Here is a 23804-nt window from a genome sequence, read left to right on the forward strand (position 1 = left end):
CACAATGTCTTTTCAACCACATGGTCAGCACTTAATCGCAGGGAAGTGGATTGCGACTGATCAGACTTTTACCAATAACCCGATTGATGGTTCAGTATCTCGCTTTTCTGTCGGTCATCGTGAACTTGTCAATCAAGCGTGCCAAGCGGCAGAAGATGCTTTTTGCACTTATGGTTACTCAACGCTTGAGCAGCGCGCGACTTTTCTCAATGTCATTGCTGATGAAATCGAAGCTCGAGCAGATGCGATTACCCAGATTGGAACCCAAGAAACAGGGTTGCCCAAGGCTCGACTGGAAGGAGAACGTGGGCGTACTGTGGGGCAGCTGCGACTTTTTGCTGCACATATCTTGAAAGGTGAGTTTTTGGATCGCCGGCATGATGTTGCACTTGCGGATCGAAAGCCACTGCCACGTCCAGATATTCGTTTAATGCAACGCCCAATCGGACCAGTTGCAGTGTTTGGTGCATCAAATTTTCCGCTGGCATTTTCAACAGCAGGCGGGGATACAGCATCGGCATTGGCCGCAGGGTGTCCAGTTGTGGTTAAAGGGCATGAGGCACATCCAGGTACAGCGGAGATTGTTGCTGAAGCGATTCATGCTGCGATTGAAAAATGTGGACTGCACGCTGGTGTATTTAGTTTAGTCCACGGTGGAGCATTAGATGTTGGTCAAAGTTTAGTACAACATCCGTTGATTAAAGCGGTTGGATTTACAGGTTCGCTGCGTGGTGGACGTGCTTTATATGATCTTTGTGTTGCACGTCCAGAACCGATCCCGTTCTTTGGTGAACTGGGTTCTGTCAATCCAATGTTTATTTTGCCCAATGCGATTGCCAATCGTGGTGCTGAAATTGCCAAAGGCTGGGCGGAATCATTGACATTAGGCGCTGGTCAATTCTGTACCAATCCCGGGGTCGCCGTGTTGATCGAAGGTTTAGCAGCAGAAGCCTATATTCAAACTGTTGTAAAAACACTTGAATCTGTTCCAGCACAGGTCATGTTAACCGATGCGATTGCCGAGGCTTATCGTGAAGGGCATAAACGTTTGGCAAATACAGCAGATGTAAGTGAAGTCTTTAGTTCAAGCAGTGATTTGCGTAATGCGAGTCCTTATCTGTTTGTTACAACTGGCAAAGCATGGCTGGAGAATAAGACCTTAGAAGAAGAAGTATTTGGACCGCTGGGTTTAGTGGTTATTGTTAAAAATATCGATGAATTGATGCACTTGGCGAAGTCCCTTGAGGGGCAGATTACCTGTACGCTTCATCTTGATCAAGCAGATCATCACGTTGCAAGTCAATTACTGCCTGTGCTGGAACGTAAAGCAGGTCGTATTCTTGCAAATAGTTTCCCAACTGGGGTTGAGGTATGTGATGCCATGGTTCATGGCGGACCCTATCCAGCTTCAACAAACTTTGGTGCAAGCTCTGTAGGCACGCTGGCGATTCGTCGCTTTATGCGTCCTGTGTGTTATCAAAATATTGCGGAAGACTTACTTCCTGTGGCTTTACGTTAAGTAAAAATCAAGCCTAATGTGCTTGAAAATAAAGGCAATGAGATGAATTAAAGGAGATGATTTTATCTCATTATTAAACTCTAAATCGAATTGAAATAAATATAACTTTAACGAGTGCGCTCTTTACTCCATCCAACTGAATGAATCAGAGGGATAAGGCAAACTCATGCTTAAAAAAGGAATTTAACATGAAAACAAACTTATGGATTGTTGGAACAGCGGTTTTTTTATTGTCGCAAATTGCATCTGCGATCGAATTTGGTGGCTATTTCCGTACGGGAATCGGTGCAACTGAAAATGGCAAAACACAAGAGTGTTTTCGACTCACGGGGGCGCCGACCAAGTATCGTCTTGGCAATGAATGTGAACAATACGGTGAGTTTTTTGCCCAACAAAACCTGATCAAATTAAAAGATAATTCCGAACTGAACATCAAAGGAATGCTTCAGTTCTATAATCAATATGGGCAAACATTAAGTTTTAATGACGACAATGGTTTTACCCGAATGAACCAAATTTATTTGGATTGGAGAAATATTTCCTATCTGAATGGGGCAAATCTCTGGGCAGGTAGGCGATTTTATCAACGTAATGACATTCACATGACTGATTTCTTTTATTGGAATCAGAGTGCTACTGGCTTCGGTATTGATGATTATAAAATCAATGACTTGTCCTTAAGTTATGTATTTTCCCGAAAAGATAATGTATTTCAGGAAAAATATATCAATCGACATGATGTGACAGTGAAAGGGATTCCAATCGGTTCTAAAAATACAATCAATACAGGTTTGTCATTGATTGATGCAGATGAGATGGGCTGGGCATTGACCGTGCAAAATGTCACGGCTGAGGTATTGAATGGTAAAAATACCGTGGCGCTACAATATGGTCAAGGCGCTGGAATCGGGCTGAGTTATACCGGTAATCCTGAACTGGATCGAGATACTTCTTCACTGCGCTTTCTTGAAATCTTGGATTGGACCTCAGACAGTAAGAAATTCAATGGACAAGCTCAATTTATCTACCAAAAAGACCAACTCAAGAATCAACAAGATCGTGATTGGATTTCAGTGGGCTCTCGGGTGGCATATGTGGTTCAAGATCATTTTAAAATTTCCACAGAAATTGGCTATGACCAAATTAAGGCCAATGACCAAACTCGTAATCTGACCAAATTGACACTGGCACCAACCTGGTCGATAAAAGGCACAGGCTATTATGATCGTCCAGAACTGCGCCTTTATTATACCTATGCATTTTGGAACGATAATGAGCAAAAAATGCGTGACTTGGTGATGCCGAATAACAATTTTCACAATGTGAATCGTGGTTCAAACTTTGGTGCTCAATTGGAATATTGGTGGTAAGGCTTTAATTGATTATTCAAAATGAGTGGTCTTATAAGATCGCTCATTTTAAAAAATGCGACTCAATTGAAAATATGACTCAATTAAAAATGACATCAACCATTGCAATACAGCCACTGTGGAATACGTCAGCAGCAGAAAGTCAAAAACAAAAAAAGCAACAACGGAAAACAACACCCAAGGAAGCAATCACAATGAAAGCATTGGTACTGGAAGAAAAAGACAAACTGCAAATTCGTGATATTGAGATCAATGAATATCTAAGCGCAACTGATGTACGCATTAAAATTGCCAAAGTGGGTATTTGTGGCAGTGACGTGCATTATTATCAGCATGGTCGAATTGGTGATTTTGTTGTCAATGCACCAATGATTCTGGGGCATGAAGCGAGTGGGATCATTGTTGAAATAGGTTCCGCAGTTCAACATTTAAAAATAGGCGATCGTGTATGTATGGAGCCTGGGGTTTTTGAGCCAAATTCTCCAGAAGCGATGCAGGGTTTGTATCATCTTGATCCGAATATTCAGTTTTGGGCAACACCGCCTGTACATGGTGTATTGCGTGAGTCTGTGGTTCATCCTGCAAACTTAACCTTTAAGTTACCAGATCATGTCAGTCTGGAAGAAGCAGTGTTGGTTGAACCTTTGGCCTCAGGTGTACATGTGGCTCGCAAAGTGGGTATTTCACCTGGAGATACTGCCGTGGTTACTGGTGCAGGGACGATTGGTGCTTTAATGGCATTAGCATTACTCGCATCAGGCTGTAGTCAAGTTATCATCACGGATATAAAACAACAGAAGCTGGATTTTTTAGTCCAGCATTATGGTGAGCGTTTAATTGCATGTAATGTCGCACAGGAAGATTTAAAGTGCTTTGTGCAACGGCACTTTGTTGGTGGTGTCGACCTATTTGTTGACTGTAGTGGTCATGCAAGCGCAATTGCAGCAGCGCCCGATTGTCTAAAACCTGCGGGCAAACTGGTTTTTGTTGGAATGCCACAACATGCTGTGCTGATGGATATTGTTGCCATGCAGGTCAAAGAGATTGAGACGATTTCAATTTTCCGTTATGCAAATGATTATGAGCGTTCTATTGCGCTGATCGCTTCTGGTCAAATTAATGTGAAGCCGTTAATTTCAAAAAAAATTCATTTTAATCAAAGTATTCAAGCATTTGAGTTGGCGGCATCGGCACCTGCAGATGTGATTAAAATTATTATTGATTTTGATCTGTAATTTATTAATTATTAGTCACTTAGATATGTGAGGTGGGATATTTATATTTAAAAATGAAGCATTTAAAAATATGTACTTCCACCCAACAGCGACATCCATGTCGCCCTATGTTAGGACAACCTATGATTCAAAAGTACAAAAAATGAATTGATAACCAATAGTTTCTAAAAGTTTATACAAAAATATATGCTTTATTTATGATCAATGACTAGATATAAATCACTTGTATAAATAATGCGTTGGTTTGGTTGTATTTATTATATTAATCAAATGAAAATTAAATAATAACCTTGGATAGTATGATTTTAATTTTGTATTTATATCCTGACTTTTTTGATCATTATAAATAATAATTAAGCATTTAATATAATCATTTTTTTATTATTCAAGTGATTTTTATTTGTATGTTTAATTCAATTGAATTTACTAAAACCCTAAAAGAAAATACTTTATACATATCGGTCTTTATATTTGTCGTAATTTGTCAATGAATTTGTGGTGAAATGTCAATACGCATATTTCTAAATTTTATACTTTAACACTGTGTTGTGAATATTTATCAATAAAATTCCACAACTTTTATAACTTTAAGAAATGATTTAAATCAATACCAATCAATAAGACAGCACGAAGGATTTGTGAATCTTGGTATGTATTTTAGTTTGAGACGACGATATAGACCATGACAAGAAAATTTTTATAAATACGCAAGGAGCGGTTAAAAGTGTTTGGTCCTGAAGTGACCGAGCGGATGGAATCTGTTGATAAATCAAGAGCGCAATTCAAAAACCAAGCAGAAATATATATGCAAAAGCGAGGTGAAATTTTGCAGCGTGATTTAAATATGCTTGATCAGGAAAAATCAATTGAAGCGCTTAGAAAAGAAATTTTTAGTGACAGTTATGATAAGCGGAGAATTATCAGTTTGGAAAAAATTTATGATACGGAAAAATCGCTAGATATTCTCAATTAATGCATGTGTATTCAATGAATTAATCTAGTTAATGGGACCGTAGAAAATAAATAAAGTTAGGTCTTATTTAGTATTTGTAATCTAGCCATAGTTTAAGGAGTAAAGTATGACAGCCAAAATTACACGACGAGAACTTATTCAAAAAAGCCTATTCGGTTTTGGTGCACTGTCTTTATCTGCGGGTTTTACGGGATGTAATGACAGTTCAGATCGAGAATCAACAACGCTACAAGTCAATTTTGAACATGGGGTTGCCAGTGGAGACCCTTTACAAGATCGCGTGATTTTATGGACACGCTTAACGCCCAATGATAGCAGCGCACGTTTGCAAGTGACTTGGGAAATTGCTTTAGATGATCAATTCAAGCAAATCATTAAAACAGACAAAGTCACCACAGCAAAAGCACAAGACTTCACGGTGAAAGTTGATGCCACAAACTTAAAACCAGATCAACGCTATTTCTATCGTTTTAGCTTTGGCAATAAATTTTCACCAGTTGGACAAACCAAAACACTACCAATCAATCCGACCAAGGTCAGTTTTGCGGTATGTTCTTGCGCGAATTATCCAGCCGGATATTTCTATGTTTATCGTGAAATGGCCAAGCAAGATGTCGATGTAGTGATTCATTTGGGTGACTATATTTATGAATATGGTCAAGGTGGTTATGCAACAGAAGATGCAGTGAAGTTAGGACGCACTTTGGCTGCGGACAATAATCAAGAAATTATCAAGTTAGATGATTATCGCAAACGCTATGCGTTATATCGTAAAGACAAAGATTTACAAACATTGCATCACCGTCACCCATTTATTGTGATTTGGGATGATCATGAGTTGGCAAATGATACATGGCGAGATGGTGCTGAAAATCACCAAGCCAATGAAGGGTCTTTCCTCGATCGTAAACTTGCAGCATTACAAGCGTACTTTGAATGGATGCCGATTCGTCCTATTTCCGCAAATGATCATCTCAATATTTATCGCCAGTTTGACTTTGGTACACTGGTGCAATTGACCATGTTAGATACCCGTATCCTTGCCAGAGATAAGCAACTGGAATATACCGATTATATCACCGCTTCTGGTATGGATTTTCAACGTTTTCAGACTGACTTAACCAATCAGAATCGAACCTTGATGGGGTATACCCAACGTGAATGGTTACAGCAAAAGTTGGCTCAATCCAAGGCAACTTGGAATGTATTGGGTCAGCAAGTGTTGATGGGTAAGATATTAATCCCTGCTGAATTACTGGTACCGTTGAGTGCAGTTCTGAGTGGAAACGCAACTCAAGAGGTTTTAAATCAAATCAATACGATGATCATGGAGTTAGTGCAACTGAAAATGCGTGTGCTACAGGGCGATCCAACATTGACCGCAATTGAAAAGGCACGTTTAACTACTGTCGCACCTTATAATTTAGATGCTTGGGATGGTTATTATGTTGAACGTGAAATTCTGTATAACACTTTAAAAGCATTGAACAAGAAGGTCGTAGTGCTGGCAGGGGATACCCATAATGCATGGTCATCAGAGTTGTATAGTCAGGCGGGTGATTTTGTCGGTGTCGAGCTGGCGACAAGTTCAGTGTCATCGCCGGGAATTGAAAAGTATCTCAATATTCCAGTGGAACAGTTACAGCAGTTTGAAATGGCGTTTACCACACTGATTGATGAGTTGGATTATACCAATCTAAATCAACGTGGTTATCTAAATGTCAGCTTTACTGCAACGCAGGTTCAAGCGGACTGGATCTATGTCGATACCATTAAAGAGCCGCAATATACTGTGGATACAAAACGTGGGCATCAAGTGGTGCTGAATAATCAATTGGTCAATACCCGTTTGATTAAGAAAACTGCTTAATAAAAGCCTATTTAATTTTATATCGCCTGACTACTGAAGAAGATTTAGATGCTATTGCTATCGCGTCATTTCTTCAGTAGTGCAGGGTTTAGCTGTCTTTGTACACATAATGAAATAACACAAGAATATCAGGAGTAAAAAACCATGGCTGGATTATCGATTTGGCACGTACTTATTTTTGCAATTGTGGTGATCTTACTTTTTGGCACATCTAAATTAAAAAATTTAGGTAAAGATGTCGGCGGTGCGGTGAAGGATTTTAAAAAATCAATTCAAGATGATGAAACAACCGTTGCTGCACTGAATGAACCAAGAACACAGGAACATCAAAATAGTAATACTGATGTGAACTCTACGGTAAAGCACTAAAACTGGAGAACTAACACATGCTTGATGTCGGATTTTCTGAATTATTGGTTTTTGGGATTATTGCGCTGTTGGTGTTAGGGCCAGATAAACTCCCTGAAGCTGCGCGTTTTGTTGCGAAATGGTACAGTAAATTGAAACGTCTCATCAGCAATGTTCAGAACGACATTGACCGTGAATTACGCTTATCCGAATTGCGCGAACAGATGCAGAATGAGATGCAGCGCATTCAAGAATTAGAGCAAAAAATGCAGGCGCAGATGCATGAGCTACAGCAATTATCGGCTATGCCTGGAGATGCTATACAGCCAGAACAAGCGCTAGCGCTATTAAAGAAACAGCAATTAGAACAACCGCAATTAAAAGAACAGCAAATAGCCCAGCTGAGGGTGAAGCAGATTTATCAACCTGCCTCACGTGCTATTCCTACTGTCTATTTGCCAAGTATTTGGCTAAAACAGGCTAAATCTAATGATGACAAACTCAGCATTGTTCCTGTTCAATCCAAATCAATATCGCAATTGAAGGTGGCCGTATGACCTCAATGATACCGCAGCTGCAAGAGCAAGCTTCTGAAGAAGTGACTCAGCTTGAAGCAATGCCGATCACCCGACATTTGATGCTGTTGCGCCAGCATCTGTTTAAAATTATCGGGGTATTAATTGTGTTTTTTTTCTGTTTGTTGCCATTTGCAAACAGAACTTATTCAATGTTATCTGAACCATTACGTGCCCAATTACCTGCCAGTTCGACCATGATTGCTACAGATGTAACTGCAACATTTATGGCACCTTTTAAACTGAATTTCTTTATTGCGCTGATGCTGGCGATGCCTTTTATTATTTATCAGATTTGGGCATTTATTAAACCTGCGTTGTATGAAAAAGAAAAGAATCTGGCATTCCCATTGTTATTGAGCAGTATTTGCTTGTTTTATTCAGGAATTGCCTTTGCCTATTTTATTGCCTTGCCTTCGATTCTGCATTTTTTTATCAGTGTTTCACCTGATACCGTTGCGCCAATGACGGACATTAACAGTTACTTAAGTTTTTGTTTAAAACTCTTTTTGGTGTTTGGGGTCACTTTTGAAATTCCAATTATTACACTGGTACTGATTTTAATCGGTTTGGTCAGCACTCAAACATTGGTGGAAAAAAGACGCTTTATTATTGTGGGCTGTTTTTTTATTGCGATGTTTGTCACGCCACCAGATGCTATTTCGATGATCATGTTGGCAATTCCAATGTGGATGTTGTTTGAATTGGGGTTGGTATTTGGCAAGATGATTGAAAAACGTAAACGTGTATAAGCACTGATTTTTAGCGAAAGTGGTTAAGTGTTGCTTTGTTCTATTCAACCTTTCTTTCTTAAAGTAGGCAAATTTATATTTAAGTGTATAAATTCGCCATATCTCTAGATTTTAGCTTATCTTTGTCTCATTGATGGGTGCGTAATACTGTTCTAAATCCCACATGCGTTGCAGCCAAATCAAACTCTTGCGGATAACGACTACTATTTCGATAACGAGAGCAATAACTTGAAGCACATAAGAAAGAACCACCTTTAATCACATATTGGGTTGCTGCAATGCTTTGCTGACGCAGATCCGTATAATTTCCCATATGTTGATCATGCGCACCTTGATATACAGAAGAGGTCCATTCCCAAACATTACCAATCATATCGAACAATTGGAACGCATTGGCAGGGTAGCAACCGACAGGTGCCACAGCTGCAAAATGGTCTTCTACAGAATTATGCAATGGAAATTCACCTTGCCAATAATTGGCTTGTGGATGTTGATGGGCATCCTGAGGCGCTTGATGCAGTGGCGTATCGGTTTTTGAGCCCGCCTTTGCAGCATATTCCCATTCTGGTTCGGTAGGTAAATCTCGTCCTAACCAAACTGCGTAATGTTCAGCATCATTTTTGGTCACATAGCGAACAGGTTCAGCAGGGCGTGGAGCTTGACCCGAAGCGCCATTAGGCGTTTTCCAAGTGTAATCAGATTTGAGTTGCCACCACTGATTAGGCTGATTGGCATCTGGTGAAAATACAGCCGCCTGTTTCTGTTGCTCTGCATCGGTTATATAGCCTGTGGCTTTTACAAAACTGCTAAATTGCGCCACAGTCACTTCGGTTTGATCAATCCAGAAACCCTCAACTTGTCGTTGTTTTTGCCCAAAATTAAGTTCATCGGGATAGGCTTTATCGGAGCCGAGCTGAAATGAACCTTTGGCAATCCAAACCATCCCGGCTGTTGGCTTTTTTTGCCATGCATCGGGTAAACCTGAATAGTGTTCGCATTGCTGCAATGAACCAAGTTGTGCAGAAACTTTGCTGCTTTGTTTGGAAGAATGATGTGAGTCGGGCGTAACCTTATTGCAGCCTGTTACAAGAAACAGGCTACACAGTGCAATTAAAAGGGGACTAAACTTCATTGAATATTGTATTCCTTGACTCCATTTTGTAGGGTATATTTGTTATATACATCAAGCAGTTCTTGTAGTTTTGCTGGGTTATTTTGTGCAAGGTTTTGGGTTTCACCACGGTCATTTTTTAAGTTATATAATTCCCAAGTTCCCGTTCCTAGCTCTGCTTTACCTTGTAAAGCAATTTTCCATTCGCCTTGACGCGCATATTTACTGCCATGCAATTCATCAGCAAAACTAAAGTTTACAGGGCGAATCGTCTGCGCTTTATTTTCAAGCACCGATTTCCAAGAGTAGCCACTTGGGGTATTAATCTGACGGCCTTTATATTGACCTTGTGGGACGGCAATATTGGCATAATCTAAAACGGTTGGGAAAACATCGAGCACTGAAGCAAAACCATGATAGGTTGCTTGCGCTTTGTTTTGATGAGGAAGTTTAACAATGGCTGGTGCTGTGGTTGCACCTTCACCTGCAGTATCTTTCCATAAATGGAAAGGCGCAGCACTGACTTCAGCCCAACGCGGACCGACATAGTGATAAGAACTGGATGTACCGACATTACTCACCCGATTATCAAAACCTGATTCGGCTCCATAATTACCACGGATAAAGCCTTCAGCCCCATTATCTGAAACAAAGAAAATTAAAGTATTGTCGTATAAGTTATTGCGTTTTAAATACTCAATCACGCGTCCAATATTGGCATCAAGGTTTTCAACCATTCCCGCATAGATTTCCATTCTGCGCGCTTCTAAGACTTTTTGCTCTGCGGACAGTTCATTCCATTTGCCATATTTTTGTGGTGCATTTTGTGTCGCAATCGGTTCGGCTGCAGTAAAGTTGGCTGGAATTAGACCAAGTTGTTTTTGGCGGGCAATACGACCATTACGAATCACATCATAACCAGCATCGTACACGCCACGATAACGGTCACGATATTCAGCTGGGGCTTGTAATGGCCAATGAGGTGCAGTGTAGGCAGCATAGGCAAAGAATGGTTTGCCTGAATTTTTTCCTGACTCTAAATAGCTAATTAATTTATCGGTGAAATAATTGGTTGAGAAGAAATGATCAGGTAATGCTGAAATTGGAACAACTTTACCATCTTCTGTATAGGTGGCATTACGTTTGTAGGCACTAGGCGCTTGTTTAAAGTGTAAATCTAGACCTTGTAATAGCGTAAATGAGTGATCGAAGCCTTTTACATGTGCGTTGGTTTCAGCGGTTAAACCGAGGTGCCATTTTCCGCTGATATAGGTTCGGTAGCCATTATCTTTAAGCACCTCTGCAATTGAGAGTGAGCGCTCATTTAAGTAGCCCTCATAACCCGGCTGGCCTTTTAAGTGAGCGGGGGTGAGCTCAGCCATAGCCCCAATGCCCGCTAAGTGATGGTCTGTCCCCGAAATCAATTGTGAACGCGTCGGTGAGCAGGTCGGGGCAGTATGGTAGTCCGTTAAAATCCGACCTTCTTTGGTCAGTGCGTCAATATTTGGGGTGTGTATTTCTCCACCAAAAGCGCCTAAATCCGAATAACCTAAATCATCTGCCATGATAAATAAAATGTTTGGTTGTTTCTTGGTTTCCACCACAGTATTTGAATGGTCCGAATCATTATTATTACATGCTGAAATTGAAAGGCTGAATAATGCAATGGAAAGTGTTGTAAGCAGATTTTTATGAGACATACGTGTCGACTTGGTTTTCTAAAAAATTAGGCTGAGTTTAGAGCGTTAATTTTTATGGTAAAAATAATTAAAATTTGATTGCTAATCTAAAAAAAAGAAAAGCCCTCAATATACTTCCAAAAAGATATTGAAATCATTTAAAAGTAAGCATGTTGAGCTGTTTAATAAAACCAAAATACTTCTAGGCTTAAAAAAATGAGCACCATCAGCTTATAACAAGGCCTTGGATATGCTTTAGGCATATTCGGAAAGTTTTATATTCGTAATAGTTTAATACATGATATTCAAATACACCTTTGTAATATCATTGGTTTTAGCATAGCAATAATTTGAATCTATCCAGCTCTACAATTTAATCTGATTAAACTTTAAACGCCGATGTAAATAAACAAGTCACTTTGGTTGCGAATGAATATTTTTTAAACAAAAATATACAGAACTGTCTGTTTTTATGTTGATGGTGTATTGATTAATTGAAGATTAATGTGATAAATTCTACAGAATTAGAGGGAGATCTTTTTTTAAAGATTCTTGATGCCTTGATCCTATTTCCTTTCCCCAAGGGAAATAGGAGTTTTTAAGGCTGAATAAAAAAGCAATGGATAAAGATATTTATAAAAGACAGAAAATATATTATCTCAATACGGACTCAGATAAATTTTATTAAATAATGCATTTGTATGAGCTGTATTTTAAGAGTAATAATACGAATCTATAGGTAAGTATTACGATGAAAATTTATGAAATGATATTTCATAAAGGCACTTATGAACAAACACGCTTATTTTATATTCAGAATAATAAAGCTTCACGTCAGCATTTTATTGAAAATATGCGCTTAGAACTTGAGCAAGAACTTAAGGATTTCAATCTCAGTTGTAAGTCTCAGTATAAGCATGATTTATTTGCTTTGTACAAAAAAGTCCAAAAAGAAAGTCATTTACATTTAGATGCGATGGAAGATGAATTTATACAAAATTCAAAAGCCATTTTTGATCAATGTATTTGTTTAATTGTTAAAAGTCATGAGGTTTTAAATGTTGTAAAACCGCTGATTTGAAAAACTATCAGTCAAAATAAATAATCATTAAAAATTAATTATATAAAGTAGTAAGGTCGTGGTTTTATTGTCTTCAATCATAGTGCAGCCAATTGCCGTTGCGCTAATTCATAGCCTTGATCTGCGGCTTTTTTTAACCATGCTTTCGCTTTATTGATATCTTGAGGTAGGCCTGAATTTCCATCTAAGTATAGAGATCCCAATTTAAATTGTGCTGACACATCACCATTTTCAGCCGACTTAAGATACCAATAATTTGCAAGATCTTGATCTTTCTTTATATTTTTCCCATCTGAATATTCTTCAGCTAAATTGTATTGTGCCATGGCATTGTTCTGATTTGCAGATTTGGTCAGCCATTCAATACCTTTACGGGAATTTTTACTGATACCTGATCCCCATAAATAACTCATTGCTAAACTGAGTTGAGATTTTGCATCACCCGCTTCAGCGGCTTTTTTAAACCAAAAAACACCTTTTTCTTCATCAAAGGACACACCCTGATTGCCACTGCTATAAAGATAACCCACTTGGTATTGCGCTTTTACGTCCCCATTGTTAGCTTTTTCGAGTAGCGCTTCAAAACTTTCTGCAAATACAAGTGTGGTGGGGGAAAATGTAAGAATAATAAGAGGATACAGCAGTTTTTTAATTTTAAATTTCATCATTTTTTCAATCATTTGTATCTTTTAATCAATAAAATTAAAGTGCAAAATTAAGTTATAGTCAACTTAATTTGAGCCAAGACTTATTCTATTTTGCCTTTCAAGCTTAGCTCCCTTGGGAACTAAGCTTACCTAAATAATGAAAATGAAGAGCTTATATCACTCGACAAATTGGGGTAAAAGACGCTGTTAATACTACACAAAATTATCTAAACACTCGCATGTTTAGTGGTGAGCAGCATTAAAGCATCGTCCTAAGTATCCAGCTTACATATTTGGATAGTTAGGCCCACCACCACCTTCCGGTGTTACCCATGTGATATTCTGAGATGGATCTTTGATATCACAAGTCTTGCAGTGAACACAGTTTGCAGCATTAATCTGGAAGCGCTTAGAACCATCATCATTTTCCATAATCTCGTAAACACCAGCAGGGCAGTAACGTTGAGCAGGCTCATCCCATTTTGGTAAGTTGACATTGACTGGAATAGAAGCATCGGTCAGCTTTAAGTGAGCTGGCTGATTCTCTTCATGTACGGTATTGGATACAAATACAGAAGATAAACGATCAAAGGTTAATTTACCGTCTGGCTTTGGATAAGTAGGTTTAAATGTCGCAGCATCTACAGTTTTTAATGCACTAAAGTCAGGTGCAAGGTCATGTAGGGTAAATGGCACTTTAAAGATATTTTGATCGATAAAGTTAAATGCACCACCCATCCATAAACCGAATTTATGCATTGCTGGACCAAAGTTACGCGAACGATGTAATTCTTCTTTTAACCAACTGTTGTTAAACTTGTCAGTATATGCAGTCAATTCTTTGGCAAAGAAATCTTCGCCTTCAGCGACACGCGCAACCGCTAAATCGCCACCTTTCTCATGACCTGCTTGGATTGCTTCAAATACAGCTTCACCACATAACATACCCGATTTCATCGCAGTATGAGAGCCTTTGATTTTAGCAAAGTTTAAGAAACCCGCATCATCACCAATTAAGCAACCGCCTGGGAAGGTCAGTTTAGGTAGAGAGTTTAGACCGCCTTTAACAACTGCACGTGCGCCATAAGAAATACGCTTACCGCCTTCAAGATATTGCTTGATCAGTGGATGTGTTTTCCAACGTTGCATTTCAGCAAAAGGATACATGTGTGGATTTTCATAAGATAAATCGACAATCATCCCCAAGGTCACTTGGTTGTTTTCAGCGTGATATAACCACCAGCCGCCTGAAGAACCTGTTTCTGCCAAAGGCCAGCCTGAACCATGCATTACTAAACCCGGTTTATGTTTAGCAGGGTCAATTTCCCAAAGTTCTTTGATCCCGATACCGTAATGTTGCGGATCAGCATCTTGATCTAAGTTGTATTTTGCAATCAGACGTTTACCAAGGTGTCCACGACAACCTTCTGCAAAAATTGTGTATTTTGCATGAAGCTCGTAGCCAGGAGTAAAGTTGTGAGTAGGTTCACCATCTTTACCAATACCCATATCACCAGTTTGGATGCCTTTTACAGAACCATCTTCATGATAAAGGATTTCTGAAGCAGCAAAGCCAGGGAAGATAGAAACTTCTAACTCTTCCGCTTTTTGACCTAACCAACGCACGACATTACCCAATGAAATAACATAGTTACCATCATTGTGCATGGTTTTAGGAACCATCCAATGCGGTGCTTCTTGTGACTTTTCAGCAGACATGAGGAAATAAGTTTTGTCCTCAGTCACAGGTACATTTAAAGGTGCACCTTGTTCTTTCCAGTCAGGGAAAAGTTCATTGATTGCACGAGGTTCAAGTACAGCACCAGAAAGAATATGCGCACCGACTTCAGAGCCTTTTTCAACCACACAGACGGAAAGGTCTGGAAGATTGTTTTCAAGCGCTAATTGACGAATTTTAATCGCAGCAGAAAGACCCGCAGGGCCTGCGCCTACGATGACTACGTCAAACTCCATTGACTCTCGTTGTAAATCTTTCATAAAAAGAAATCCTATTTCGCTTAGCGGTATTTTAATTTATTGGGGTAAAAATATCAAATAAAAAAGCATCAAAAAAGGGCTGCTTGATGAGCAAATTCAAAATGATACCCACAAAAAAGCCAGCTAGATTTAGCTGGCTTTAAAATGGGATAACTGATTTTACAAGGTCTACTTTTACGATTTTTGCGGATCGTAGAGTTTTTCCTTGATGAATAGGGCAGGAATAACGCCGCAAATTAAATAAGCAGCTCCCATCACCACAAAACCTAAACCAATAGAACCACCCGATGCCAAGTAGCCAATCGTTGCAGGCGCAAGTGCTGCACCAAGACGCCCCACGTTATAGGCACCACCAATCGCTGTACCACGAATCGCTGTTGGGAAACTTTCCGTCATATAGGTGGCATTTACACCATAAGGAATACCGTATAAAAATCCGAAAGCGATCAGTAAATATAAAATGTTGCTGGGTGAGTTATAAAAAACAATCAGTGGTAGAAAAATAGCGGTCCCAATCGCACCAAAGGCATAAGTAAAGCGACGACCAAGTTTGTCAGCCATCATCCCCGCAAGGACCTTACCGAGGATCATGGCGGTATAGGTACCGACCATATATGCGGTCATTTCCTTAAACTTCATGCCTAATTCACTTTCTAGATATGAAGGCATCCAGTTATTTACCCCATAATAACCAAATTGCAAGAAGCCTGCTGTGAGCGCCCACAAGATAAACATATTGCGATTTCGTTTATCTTTAAAAATCAGTTTAAATGCTGAAGTTTCCTCAGAATTTTTATCACGTGTTGGTTGTTGTAAACGAGACTGTTGCCATGCGAGTGGTTCTGGTACCAAAAGATGCATTAAAACAGCAATCAATACAGGTACAATGGCAACATAAAACAGCATACGCCAGCCATGATCTGGAATAATCCATCCAGCGAGTAGCGTTGCAACAATATAGCCAACCGTCCAACCTGCTTGTAAGGTACCCAATACCGTTGTACGGTAACGTGTAGGTACATATTCCGCCATCAAGGTATTGCAGGCAATATAAAGCGAGCCTAGTCCGAGAGAAGCAAAAAAGCGTAATAGACCAAATTCAAGAAAACTTTGGGTAAAGCCTAGTCCACATGTAAGTAGTGAGAAGGTGAGAATAGAAATAACCACGATCCGTACTCGACCAAATTTGTCACATGCCCATCCCCCAAATATCCCACCAACAGCCATACCCGCCAAGGTAAAACTACCCAGCATACCTGCCTGCACGGAACTTAAACCAAAATCTGCCTTAATACTGTTGAGACTATAAGACAGCAGCATCAGATCGGCACCATCCACCAACAAGGCTAAAAATGCAAAAATAAATGCAATTTTCCAAGTATGAGATTGTATTGAAGAGAGATGTGTATTGTAGTTTGTCGCCATAATCCATTACCTACATTTGATTTACAGCACTTCAAATCGTTTTAAAGTGCCTAAAAATTAATTAAGACGCAGCACGAATCATATTTCGCGCAATAATCATTTGTTGAATTTGGGTGGTGCCTTCATAGAGACGGAATAAACGTACATCTCGGTAAAAACGTTCAATGGCATATTCACTGATATAGCCAGAGCCACCATGAATCTGTACGCAGCGATCGGCCACGCGACCACACATTTCAGTGGCAAACATTTTTGCGCATGATGCTTCTGTGCTGACGTTGTGCCCAGCATCACGTTGTCTTGCCGCATCTAAAACCATACATTGCGCTGCATAAATTTCTGCTTTGGAGTCAGCAAGCATGGCTTGAATCAGTTGAAATTCAGCAATTGCTTGTCCAAATTGCTTACGCTCAAGGGCGAACTTTAAAGTATCGTCTAACATACGTATGGCAGCACCGACACTGATTGCGGCGATATGTAAACGACCTTTATCCAAGACTTTCATTGCGGTTTTAAATCCTACACCTTCGACACCACCAATCAGTGCTGAGGCAGGAACCCGACAGTTTTCAAAAATCACATCGCAGGTATGGGCACCTTTTTGCCCCATTTTTTTATCTGTTTTACCCAGAGAGATTCCTGCGGTTTTGCGATCTACAATAAAAGCAGAAATTCCACCAGCACCTTTAATGTCTGGATTGGTTCGTGCCATCACCGTAAATACCCCTGCATGAGGTGCATTGGTAATAAAGCGTTTGGTGCCATTTAAAATATAAAACTCACCTTCTTTTACTGCGCTGGTTTTCAAAGAGGCAGCATCTGAGCCTGCATCTGGTTCAGTTAGGCAAAAAGAACTGATCACTTCACCACGTGCTAAACGGGGCAAGAAAAATGATTTTTGAGTTTCGGTACCATCAATAATCAGGCCACTCGAACCGATTCCATTATTGGTGCCGATCAGTGAACGAAAGGCAGGCGAAGTACGTCCAAGTTCAAAAGCGATAGACACCTCTTCTTCCATGGTCAAGCCAAGACCTTCGTATTCTTCTGGAATCGTCAGCCCAAACAAACCCAAAGCTTTCATTTGCTCAATGATGGCTTGAGGGATTTGATCTGTTTCTGCGACTTCATTCTCATGAGGAATAAGGACACCATCTATAAACTGTCGAATCATATCTACCAGTTGTTTGAGTGTTTCCTGATCTCGAATCATAGTCTTGTCCTTTGTACAACATGTTGAAAACATCGAGGAGATGTTGCTAAAACCCTGCATATTGATGCGATAGTAATCAAAGGATCAGTAGAAAACAATATATTTTGAAAATTAATTTCGCAATGCGGTATATTGTGCTTGTTTTTCAGTTGGCTAATTATTTGATTTAATTAATCTATATTTGTTGAATAAAAATCATCACTTTTGATGAAAAAATTAAGTTTTATTTTTTAAGTTTTCTGTGTATATTAAAAATATATATCGCTATGCGAAATTTATATTAAATAAATTTTCCTGTAGGAAATTAATCAAAGGTTAGTGGAATAAACATGGGTGCTTTAAATGGAATTCGTGTACTTGATTTAAGTCGAGTACTGGCTGGACCGTGGTGTGGACAGATTCTTGCCGATTTAGGCGCAGAAGTGATTAAGGTTGAAAGACCGAAACTAGGTGATGATACGCGTTCTTGGGGACCACCTTGGATGAAAGATGACGCCGGACAAGAGACACGAGAAGCCGCTTATTATCAGTCAACCAATCGCAATAAACTTTCTGTTGCAATAGATATTGCAAATCCTGAAGGGCAGGCACTCATCAAAGAACTTATTCAAGATACCGATGTGGTCATTGAAAACTACAAAGCTGGTTCTTTGAAAAAATATGGCTTGGATTATGCTTCTTTATCAGAAATTAATCCTAAACTGGTTTATTGCTCGATTACAGGTTTTGGTCAAAATGGACCGAGAGCAGAAGAACCTGGCTATGATTTTATCATTCAAGGAATGGGTGGACTGATGTCCATCACGGGTGAAAAAGATGATTTACCCGGTGGCGGTCCGCAAAAAGTAGGTGTCGCATTTTCAGACTTATCAACGGGACTATACTCAACCATTGCCATACAAGCTGCTTTGCTCAATCGTCATGTAACAGGTTTAGGGCAACATATTGATATGGCTTTACTTGATGTACAAATTGCCACAATGGCAAATCAGGGAATGAATTATCTTTCATCTGGGAAAGTGCCGGTACGTTATGGCAATGCACATGCCAATATTGTGCCTTATCAATTGTTTAAAGCCGCTGACCGAGAGTTTATCATTGCTTGTGGTAATGACACCCAGTTTATCCAACTGTGTAGAAGTATTGGTTTGCCAGAGTTACCCAATGATGTTCGATTTACCCGTAATGCAGATCGTGTTAAGCATCGTGATGAAGTGATAGAAATTTTATCAAAGCATTTTTTAAGCAAGACTGCCGATGAGTGGGTGAGTGCAATTTATGCTGCTAAAGTGCCCGTTGGTGTGATTAATAATTTAGAACAAGCTTTTAATGAACCTCAAGTGATTGCGCGAGAGATGCTGGTAGAAATGCAACATCCTCAACGTGAAAAACTTACTGTGGTCGGTTCTCCGATTAAGCTTTCACGTACACCTGTAGAGTATAGAAATGCACCTCCTTTATTAGGCGAACATACTCAAACAATCTTAGGCCGTATTATCTCTCCAGCAAAACTTGATGAGTTAAAAGCCAAAGGCGTGATAGGATAGTTTTTAAATAGATGATGTGAGCAGTCTAAAGCCATTTTTTTCAATAAAATAAGCAAATTTAGACTTTTCACATCGAGATGGATGCATCGTTTTATTTTCAAAGTGAATCAGATGATTGCTTTTTGCTATTTATAGAAAAAATAGATTATAATTTTCGCAGTGCGAAACAAATATGTGAATTGGTATAACCATGAATGATGCCGTAGATGCAGAACAAACAGAAAAATTATTAGCGCCTTTGAGGCATGAGTTATTGCATCCGATTGAAGATATGCAAGATGAAAATGATCGTCAATTTATTACAGCTTTAGGACGTGGTTTAGAACTCTTACGTTGCTTTACCCCAAAACATCAGCATTTGGGTAATCAAGAGTTATCACAAATGACGGGTTTGCCTAAACCGACCATTACCCGTTTAACGCACACATTGTCACGTTTGGGCTATATCAAGCAGGTCCCAAATTCAAGCAAATTTCAACTTTCAGTTGGGGTTTTGGCGTTTGGTTACTCCATGCTTTCTAATGTGTCTATCCGTAATATTGCACATCCCTATATGAAAAACTTAGCGGATTATGCAGGTGCTGCTGTGGCAATGGCAACGCGTGATCGTCTAAATATGATTTATTTGGATGTGGTACAAGGCAAGGGTAATATGACTATGCGTCGTCAAGTCGGTACTTATTTGCCGATTCATTTAAGTTCAATGGGACGTGCATGTCTGGCTGCAATGCCTGAAGATGAAAGAGAGTTTTTACTTGATGCAATCCGTAGTAAACATAAAGACGATTGGATCAAGATTAACCGTGATTTAGACAAAGCATTTAAAGATTATCAAGATTTTGGCTATTGTTTTTCAATTGGTGAATGGCATAAAGATGTCAATTCAGTGGCAGTTCCCTTGATTCATGAACAACATGGTCTATTGGTATTTAACTGCGGTGGACCAAGCTTTATTATGAACCGCGAAAAACTCGAAGAAGATATTGCACCGCGTCTTCTCCACATGGTGAATAATATCCGCACTGAAATTAGCTAATTTTATTGTTTTAAAACTGAAAGGCCAGCAACGATCTGCATTGTTGGCCTTTTTAATAAGATGCATGTTAATAAGATGCATGTTAAATAGTTTGCTTACCAAAAATGGGTGTTATTTTTTTCATCAATGCACTCAGTGCTTGTTTAAATTGGTCACCTTGCAAACAAAGTGAGAATACAGTGGACTCATGATCGATCAGATTTAATAAATCATCGACAAGCATAGGATGCTAAGAAGTGAGCCTCTAAATATAAAATAGTGAGTGGAAAGAATATGAAAACCAAAATTACAGAATTATTTGAAATTGAACATCCGATTATTCAAGGCGGTATGCATTATGTCGGTTTTGCCGAGCTGGCTGCTGCAGTTTCAAATGCGGGTGGGCTAGGCATTATTACCGGTTTAACCCAGCGAACACCTGAAAATCTAGCAAAAGAAATTGCCCGATGTCGAGAAATGACCGATAAGCCTTTTGGTGTCAATCTAACTTTCTTACCCACAGTCAATACACCTGATTATCCGGGTTTTGTTGAGGCAATTATTAATGGTGGGGTAAAGGTTGTAGAAACAGCAGGTCGTAATCCTGAACAGGTCATGCCTTATTTAAAGGCTGCTGGAATTAAAGTAATTCATAAATGCACTTCGGTTCGGCATAGTCTAAAAGCTCAAAAAATTGGATGTGATGCTGTTTCTGTCGATGGTTTTGAGTGTGGTGGGCACCCCGGTGAAGATGATGTACCGAATATGATTTTATTGCCTTTAGCTGCCGATACCTTAGAAATTCCTTTTGTTGCATCAGGTGGTATGGCGGATGGACGCTCACTCGCTGCCGTTTTAGCCATGGGGGCGGATGGCATTAATATGGGAACACGTTTTATTGCAACTCAAGAAGCGCCGGTACATGCAAATGTGAAACAGGCGATCCTGAATGCTACGGAAAGAGATACTCGTTTAATTATGCGTGCTTTGCGTAATACTGAGCGTGTTATGAATAATGCGGCTGTAGAAAAAATTGTAGCCAAAGAAAAAGCACTTGGTGACCAGATTAAATTTGAAGATATCATTGAAGAAGTTGCAGGTGTTTATCCTAAAGTGATGATCGATGGTGATGTTAATGCTGGGGCATGGTCATGCGGTTTGGTTGCCAGCCTGATCCATGACATTCCGACATGTGATGAACTGGTCAACCGTATTGTAAAAGATGCAGAAGACATTATTCGTGGACGTTTATTCGGGCTTTTATAAACATCTATTTGAGTTCAGCTTTATCTCGATGATGAAAGACTGCTTTTAAAGATCAGCACAACACTATGAGTTGTGCTGATCTTTAGCATCTGTAAGACAATAATATAAACACAGCAGGGCAAAAACTAAGCCCAAGATACATACACCTGTCCAGCCAAAATGTTTCCATGCATAGCTTCCACTCGTGGTCCCTAAAGCACCGCCAGCGAAATAACCTGTCATATAGATGGCATTGAAACGTGAACGCAATTGTTGGTTAAGCTTAAAAACAATACTCTGATTGGTGACATGAACAGCCGAGAGTGATGCGTAAAGGATAAGTAAGGCAATGATATAAAAGATAAAATGATAAGGGAGCAACAAAAACAATAGCCAACTTAAAATCAGACCGATACCACAACATATCGAAATTTTATGAATATAGCCTTGATCAATAAATTTACCTGAAAAATTGGCAACGAATGTCCCTAAAACACCGACAAATCCAAATAAGCCAATCGTAAAATCACTGAAAAAATAAGGCGCAGGAGCTAAGAGTAAAGACATGGTGGTAAAGGTTAAGCTTACACAGGCAAAGGTTAATCCACCAATATAGGTTCTGATTCTTAGGCGACGATTTTGAATAAAGATTTGCGGCAGTGAGTGAATTGTTTTGAGATAATTTTCAGATTTGGTTGGAGGAAATAAGCCAATATTACGGTACAAAATAATCGCAATGAGCAATAATAAAAAACCGCTGAGCAGATAAATAACATTCCAAGCAAAAAGCGTCGACATCATCCCTGATAATGAGCGTGCCAATAAGACACCCATCATTAACCCACTCAGTAAAAAACCAACAACACGACCACTATGTTGAATTGGAACCAGACTGGCAGCCAGTGGTAACAACAGTTGGGCTGAACTAGAAAATAACCCTGTAATGATGGTACCGAATATTAACAGATAAATATTGTGGGAAAAACCACTAATAATTAGCCCAATTGAGGCAAGCAGCATAAATATAAACAACAACTTACGCTTTTCGAGAATATCCCCTAAAGGCATTAAAAACAGCAGACCTGCTGCATAGGTGATTTGCGCTAAAGTAGGCACCCATGCTGTAGTAGTATCTGCTAAATTTAAACTTAGACTAATGGAATGAATCAGTGGTTGGCTAAAATAATTCCCACCAGTACAGATGCCTGCTGCAACTGCCATTAAAATAATGGTTGGGGTATAGAGAGTGTTTTTCATCATGCCTATGGTTTGTCATTATGAAATCGGAACTTTTAATCCACACAACCATGTATCTGCTGATTTTAAGCATCTGATTTTAAACATGGTTGTTAAGGCGTTTCACTCAAAGCATCTTGAATGTTGTGCACCATATGGATTAAACGGGGTCCAATTTCACCTTCAAGTTTTTCAGGGTTTAAATGAAAACTTGGTGCACCGCAGTTAAACACATAAAGACCATGTTTGGAGCTGACTAAAGGTACAGCAACAGAGTTTACTTCTTTATGCCATTCACCTAAAGAAAGGCAATATCCGTAATCTTGATAATCTCGGAAAGCTCGTTCTAAAGAACGTTTAATTGCAGGCCAGTTTTCAGCATTTTTTTGTTTAAGCGCATCCAGTAAAAAATTACGCTCACGTTCAGGTGTGGCCGCCAAGCAAGCTCGACCCATGGAACTGCTGTGAATGGGTAGGGTTGAGCCGATGGGACGGCGCATATTTAAAGCGGTTTCGATCTGAACCACATCGATATAGACCATGTTTAAACGGTCACGGGTTGCCATCGCAACAGGTGCTTGCACATATTGGCTCATTTCTTCCATATAGCGATGTGCAATATTACGGATAGAAATATTGGACAAGGCTGCATAGCCTAAAGATAAAACACCGATATCCAAGGTATATTTGGTGGAATTAGGTAGTTGTTTTAAATAGCCTAATGACACTAAGGTATTGGTTATCCGCGCAATGGTTGGTTTTGGTAAACCCGTCATTTTTGCCAGTTCTTGGTTACCCAAGACTTGATTGTTGGCAGAAAAACAACGTAATAGCTCTAAACCACGTGCTAAAGAAGCGATAAATTGAGGGTTATTTTCCCGATGAATATGTGAAATAGGATCAAGACGTATCTCATCAAAATTTATAGGTTGTTCAGTTTCTGAATTCTGAGACATTCAATACTC

General features: G+C 39.4%; 20 protein-coding genes and 1 pseudogene. 12 read left to right on the forward strand and 9 right to left on the reverse strand.

Features of this window, described 5'->3' with window-relative positions; all coding sequences use genetic code 11:
* Nucleotides 1-4 precede the first annotated feature (4 nt).
* From MTO68_RS08655 to tatC, 8 genes are all read left to right on the forward strand, one after another.
* Nucleotides 5-1519 carry an aldehyde dehydrogenase (NADP(+)) gene (locus tag MTO68_RS08655; RefSeq protein ID WP_244015637.1) on the forward strand — a complete coding sequence of 505 codons (1515 nt, stop codon included), beginning with the start codon at nt 5-7 and terminating at the stop codon, nt 1517-1519.
* Nucleotides 1520-1707: 188 nt separating this feature from the next.
* Entirely contained in the window at nt 1708-2889 is a 1182-nt protein-coding gene (locus MTO68_RS08660) for a carbohydrate porin (RefSeq protein ID WP_244015638.1), read from the forward strand.
* A gap of 74 nt (nt 2890-2963) precedes the next feature.
* Complete coding sequence (locus MTO68_RS08665; RefSeq protein ID WP_244015639.1) at nt 2964-4124, forward strand: NAD(P)-dependent alcohol dehydrogenase; 1161 nt, start codon at nt 2964-2966, stop codon at nt 4122-4124.
* Between the two features lie 703 nt (nt 4125-4827).
* Nucleotides 4828-5097, forward strand: coding sequence for a lipase secretion chaperone (locus MTO68_RS08670; protein ID WP_279578607.1), 270 nt, complete (start codon nt 4828-4830; stop codon nt 5095-5097).
* Nucleotides 5098-5203: 106 nt separating this feature from the next.
* Nucleotides 5204-6967 (forward strand): alkaline phosphatase D family protein, encoded by a 1764-nt coding sequence (locus MTO68_RS08675; protein ID WP_239045950.1) that lies wholly within the window; start codon nt 5204-5206, stop codon nt 6965-6967.
* A 144-nt stretch (nt 6968-7111) separates the two neighbouring features.
* A complete protein-coding gene (gene tatA / locus MTO68_RS08680) occupies nt 7112-7336 on the forward strand; it encodes a Sec-independent protein translocase subunit TatA (RefSeq protein WP_244015641.1) in 225 nt (74 codons plus the stop codon).
* 17 nt (nt 7337-7353) lie between these two features.
* Nucleotides 7354-7872 carry a Sec-independent protein translocase protein TatB gene (tatB, locus tag MTO68_RS08685; protein ID WP_244015642.1) on the forward strand — a complete coding sequence of 173 codons (519 nt, stop codon included), beginning with the start codon at nt 7354-7356 and terminating at the stop codon, nt 7870-7872.
* Nucleotides 7869-8642: a twin-arginine translocase subunit TatC gene (gene tatC, locus MTO68_RS08690; RefSeq protein WP_244015643.1), complete on the forward strand. Its 774-nt coding sequence runs from the start codon at nt 7869-7871 to the stop codon at nt 8640-8642. The genes tatB and tatC overlap by 4 nt, the downstream gene beginning before the upstream one ends.
* Nucleotides 8643-8769: 127 nt before the next feature.
* Here the strand turns inward: tatC and MTO68_RS08695 are convergent, their stop codons facing one another.
* Both MTO68_RS08695 and MTO68_RS08700 read right to left on the reverse strand, forming a co-directional pair.
* On the reverse strand, nt 8770-9774 hold the full coding sequence (locus MTO68_RS08695) for an SUMF1/EgtB/PvdO family nonheme iron enzyme (RefSeq protein WP_244015644.1): 1005 nt from the start codon (nt 9772-9774) through the stop codon (nt 8770-8772).
* Nucleotides 9771-11453, reverse strand: a complete 1683-nt coding sequence (locus MTO68_RS08700) for an arylsulfatase (RefSeq protein ID WP_244015645.1) — start codon at nt 11451-11453, stop codon at nt 9771-9773. Before MTO68_RS08700 ends, MTO68_RS08695 begins: the two co-directional genes overlap by 4 nt.
* Nucleotides 11454-12183: 730 nt before the next feature.
* On the opposite strand from MTO68_RS08700, the gene MTO68_RS08705 reads away from it, so the two are divergent.
* Nucleotides 12184-12513 (forward strand): hypothetical protein, encoded by a 330-nt coding sequence (locus MTO68_RS08705; RefSeq protein WP_004721480.1) that lies wholly within the window; start codon nt 12184-12186, stop codon nt 12511-12513.
* 77 nt (nt 12514-12590) lie between these two features.
* Here the strand turns inward: MTO68_RS08705 and MTO68_RS08710 are convergent, their stop codons facing one another.
* The 4 genes from MTO68_RS08710 to MTO68_RS08725 all read right to left on the reverse strand — a co-directional run bounded on the left by MTO68_RS08710 (nt 12591) and on the right by MTO68_RS08725 (nt 17796).
* A complete protein-coding gene (locus tag MTO68_RS08710) occupies nt 12591-13181 on the reverse strand; it encodes a tetratricopeptide repeat protein (protein ID WP_244015646.1) in 591 nt (196 codons plus the stop codon).
* A 264-nt stretch (nt 13182-13445) separates the two neighbouring features.
* Nucleotides 13446-15158: an electron transfer flavoprotein-ubiquinone oxidoreductase gene (locus MTO68_RS08715; protein ID WP_244015647.1), complete on the reverse strand. Its 1713-nt coding sequence runs from the start codon at nt 15156-15158 to the stop codon at nt 13446-13448.
* Between the two features lie 174 nt (nt 15159-15332).
* A complete protein-coding gene (locus tag MTO68_RS08720) occupies nt 15333-16583 on the reverse strand; it encodes an MFS transporter (protein WP_244015648.1) in 1251 nt (416 codons plus the stop codon).
* A 61-nt stretch (nt 16584-16644) separates the two neighbouring features.
* Nucleotides 16645-17796, reverse strand: a complete 1152-nt coding sequence (locus MTO68_RS08725) for an acyl-CoA dehydrogenase family protein (protein WP_244015649.1) — start codon at nt 17794-17796, stop codon at nt 16645-16647.
* Nucleotides 17797-18125: 329 nt separating this feature from the next.
* On the opposite strand from MTO68_RS08725, the gene MTO68_RS08730 reads away from it, so the two are divergent.
* Both MTO68_RS08730 and MTO68_RS08735 read left to right on the forward strand, forming a co-directional pair.
* Entirely contained in the window at nt 18126-19343 is a 1218-nt protein-coding gene (locus MTO68_RS08730) for a CaiB/BaiF CoA-transferase family protein (RefSeq protein WP_244015650.1), read from the forward strand.
* A 190-nt stretch (nt 19344-19533) separates the two neighbouring features.
* Nucleotides 19534-20379 carry an IclR family transcriptional regulator gene (locus tag MTO68_RS08735; protein ID WP_004721467.1) on the forward strand — a complete coding sequence of 282 codons (846 nt, stop codon included), beginning with the start codon at nt 19534-19536 and terminating at the stop codon, nt 20377-20379.
* Between the two features lie 82 nt (nt 20380-20461).
* Here the strand turns inward: MTO68_RS08735 and MTO68_RS08740 are convergent.
* Nucleotides 20462-20602: pseudogene (locus MTO68_RS08740) on the reverse strand (enoyl-CoA hydratase); the annotation flags it as partial.
* Between the two features lie 50 nt (nt 20603-20652).
* Here MTO68_RS08740 and MTO68_RS08745 point away from each other — a divergent pair.
* Nucleotides 20653-21624: a nitronate monooxygenase family protein gene (locus tag MTO68_RS08745; protein ID WP_244015651.1), complete on the forward strand. Its 972-nt coding sequence runs from the start codon at nt 20653-20655 to the stop codon at nt 21622-21624.
* A gap of 63 nt (nt 21625-21687) precedes the next feature.
* Here the strand turns inward: MTO68_RS08745 and MTO68_RS08750 are convergent, their stop codons facing one another.
* Together MTO68_RS08750 and MTO68_RS08755 are read right to left on the reverse strand one after the other, a co-directional pair.
* Nucleotides 21688-22863: an MFS transporter gene (locus MTO68_RS08750; protein ID WP_244015652.1), complete on the reverse strand. Its 1176-nt coding sequence runs from the start codon at nt 22861-22863 to the stop codon at nt 21688-21690.
* A gap of 89 nt (nt 22864-22952) precedes the next feature.
* Nucleotides 22953-23795, reverse strand: coding sequence for an IclR family transcriptional regulator (locus MTO68_RS08755; RefSeq protein ID WP_004721464.1), 843 nt, complete (start codon nt 23793-23795; stop codon nt 22953-22955).
* Between the last annotated feature and the right edge of the window lie 9 nt (nt 23796-23804).

The organism is Acinetobacter sp. NyZ410, from assembly GCF_022828975.1.
GTDB classification, from domain to species: Bacteria; Pseudomonadota; Gammaproteobacteria; order Pseudomonadales; family Moraxellaceae; genus Acinetobacter; species Acinetobacter guillouiae.

Bases quoted from the DNA above. Each gene is read 5' to 3' on its own strand.
- MTO68_RS08655 (WP_244015637.1), top strand. From the start codon at position 5: ATGTCTTTTCAACCACATGGTCAGCACTTAATCGCAGGGAAGTGGATT.
- MTO68_RS08660 (WP_244015638.1), top strand. From the start codon at position 1,708: ATGAAAACAAACTTATGGATTGTTGGAACAGCGGTTTTTTTATTGTCG.
- MTO68_RS08665 (WP_244015639.1), top strand. From the start codon at position 2,964: ATGACTCAATTAAAAATGACATCAACCATTGCAATACAGCCACTGTGG.
- MTO68_RS08675 (WP_239045950.1), top strand. From the start codon at position 5,204: ATGACAGCCAAAATTACACGACGAGAACTTATTCAAAAAAGCCTATTC.
- tatA (WP_244015641.1), top strand. From the start codon at position 7,112: ATGGCTGGATTATCGATTTGGCACGTACTTATTTTTGCAATTGTGGTG.
- tatB (WP_244015642.1), top strand. From the start codon at position 7,354: ATGCTTGATGTCGGATTTTCTGAATTATTGGTTTTTGGGATTATTGCG.
- tatC (WP_244015643.1), top strand. From the start codon at position 7,869: ATGACCTCAATGATACCGCAGCTGCAAGAGCAAGCTTCTGAAGAAGTG.
- MTO68_RS08695 (WP_244015644.1), bottom strand. From the start codon at position 9,774: ATGAAGTTTAGTCCCCTTTTAATTGCACTGTGTAGCCTGTTTCTTGTA.
- MTO68_RS08700 (WP_244015645.1), bottom strand. From the start codon at position 11,453: ATGTCTCATAAAAATCTGCTTACAACACTTTCCATTGCATTATTCAGC.
- MTO68_RS08705 (WP_004721480.1), top strand. From the start codon at position 12,184: ATGAAAATTTATGAAATGATATTTCATAAAGGCACTTATGAACAAACA.
- MTO68_RS08710 (WP_244015646.1), bottom strand. From the start codon at position 13,181: ATGATGAAATTTAAAATTAAAAAACTGCTGTATCCTCTTATTATTCTT.
- MTO68_RS08715 (WP_244015647.1), bottom strand. From the start codon at position 15,158: ATGAAAGATTTACAACGAGAGTCAATGGAGTTTGACGTAGTCATCGTA.
- MTO68_RS08720 (WP_244015648.1), bottom strand. From the start codon at position 16,583: ATGGCGACAAACTACAATACACATCTCTCTTCAATACAATCTCATACT.
- MTO68_RS08725 (WP_244015649.1), bottom strand. From the start codon at position 17,796: ATGATTCGAGATCAGGAAACACTCAAACAACTGGTAGATATGATTCGA.
- MTO68_RS08730 (WP_244015650.1), top strand. From the start codon at position 18,126: ATGGGTGCTTTAAATGGAATTCGTGTACTTGATTTAAGTCGAGTACTG.
- MTO68_RS08735 (WP_004721467.1), top strand. From the start codon at position 19,534: ATGAATGATGCCGTAGATGCAGAACAAACAGAAAAATTATTAGCGCCT.
- MTO68_RS08745 (WP_244015651.1), top strand. From the start codon at position 20,653: ATGAAAACCAAAATTACAGAATTATTTGAAATTGAACATCCGATTATT.
- MTO68_RS08750 (WP_244015652.1), bottom strand. From the start codon at position 22,863: ATGATGAAAAACACTCTCTATACCCCAACCATTATTTTAATGGCAGTT.
- MTO68_RS08755 (WP_004721464.1), bottom strand. From the start codon at position 23,795: ATGTCTCAGAATTCAGAAACTGAACAACCTATAAATTTTGATGAGATA.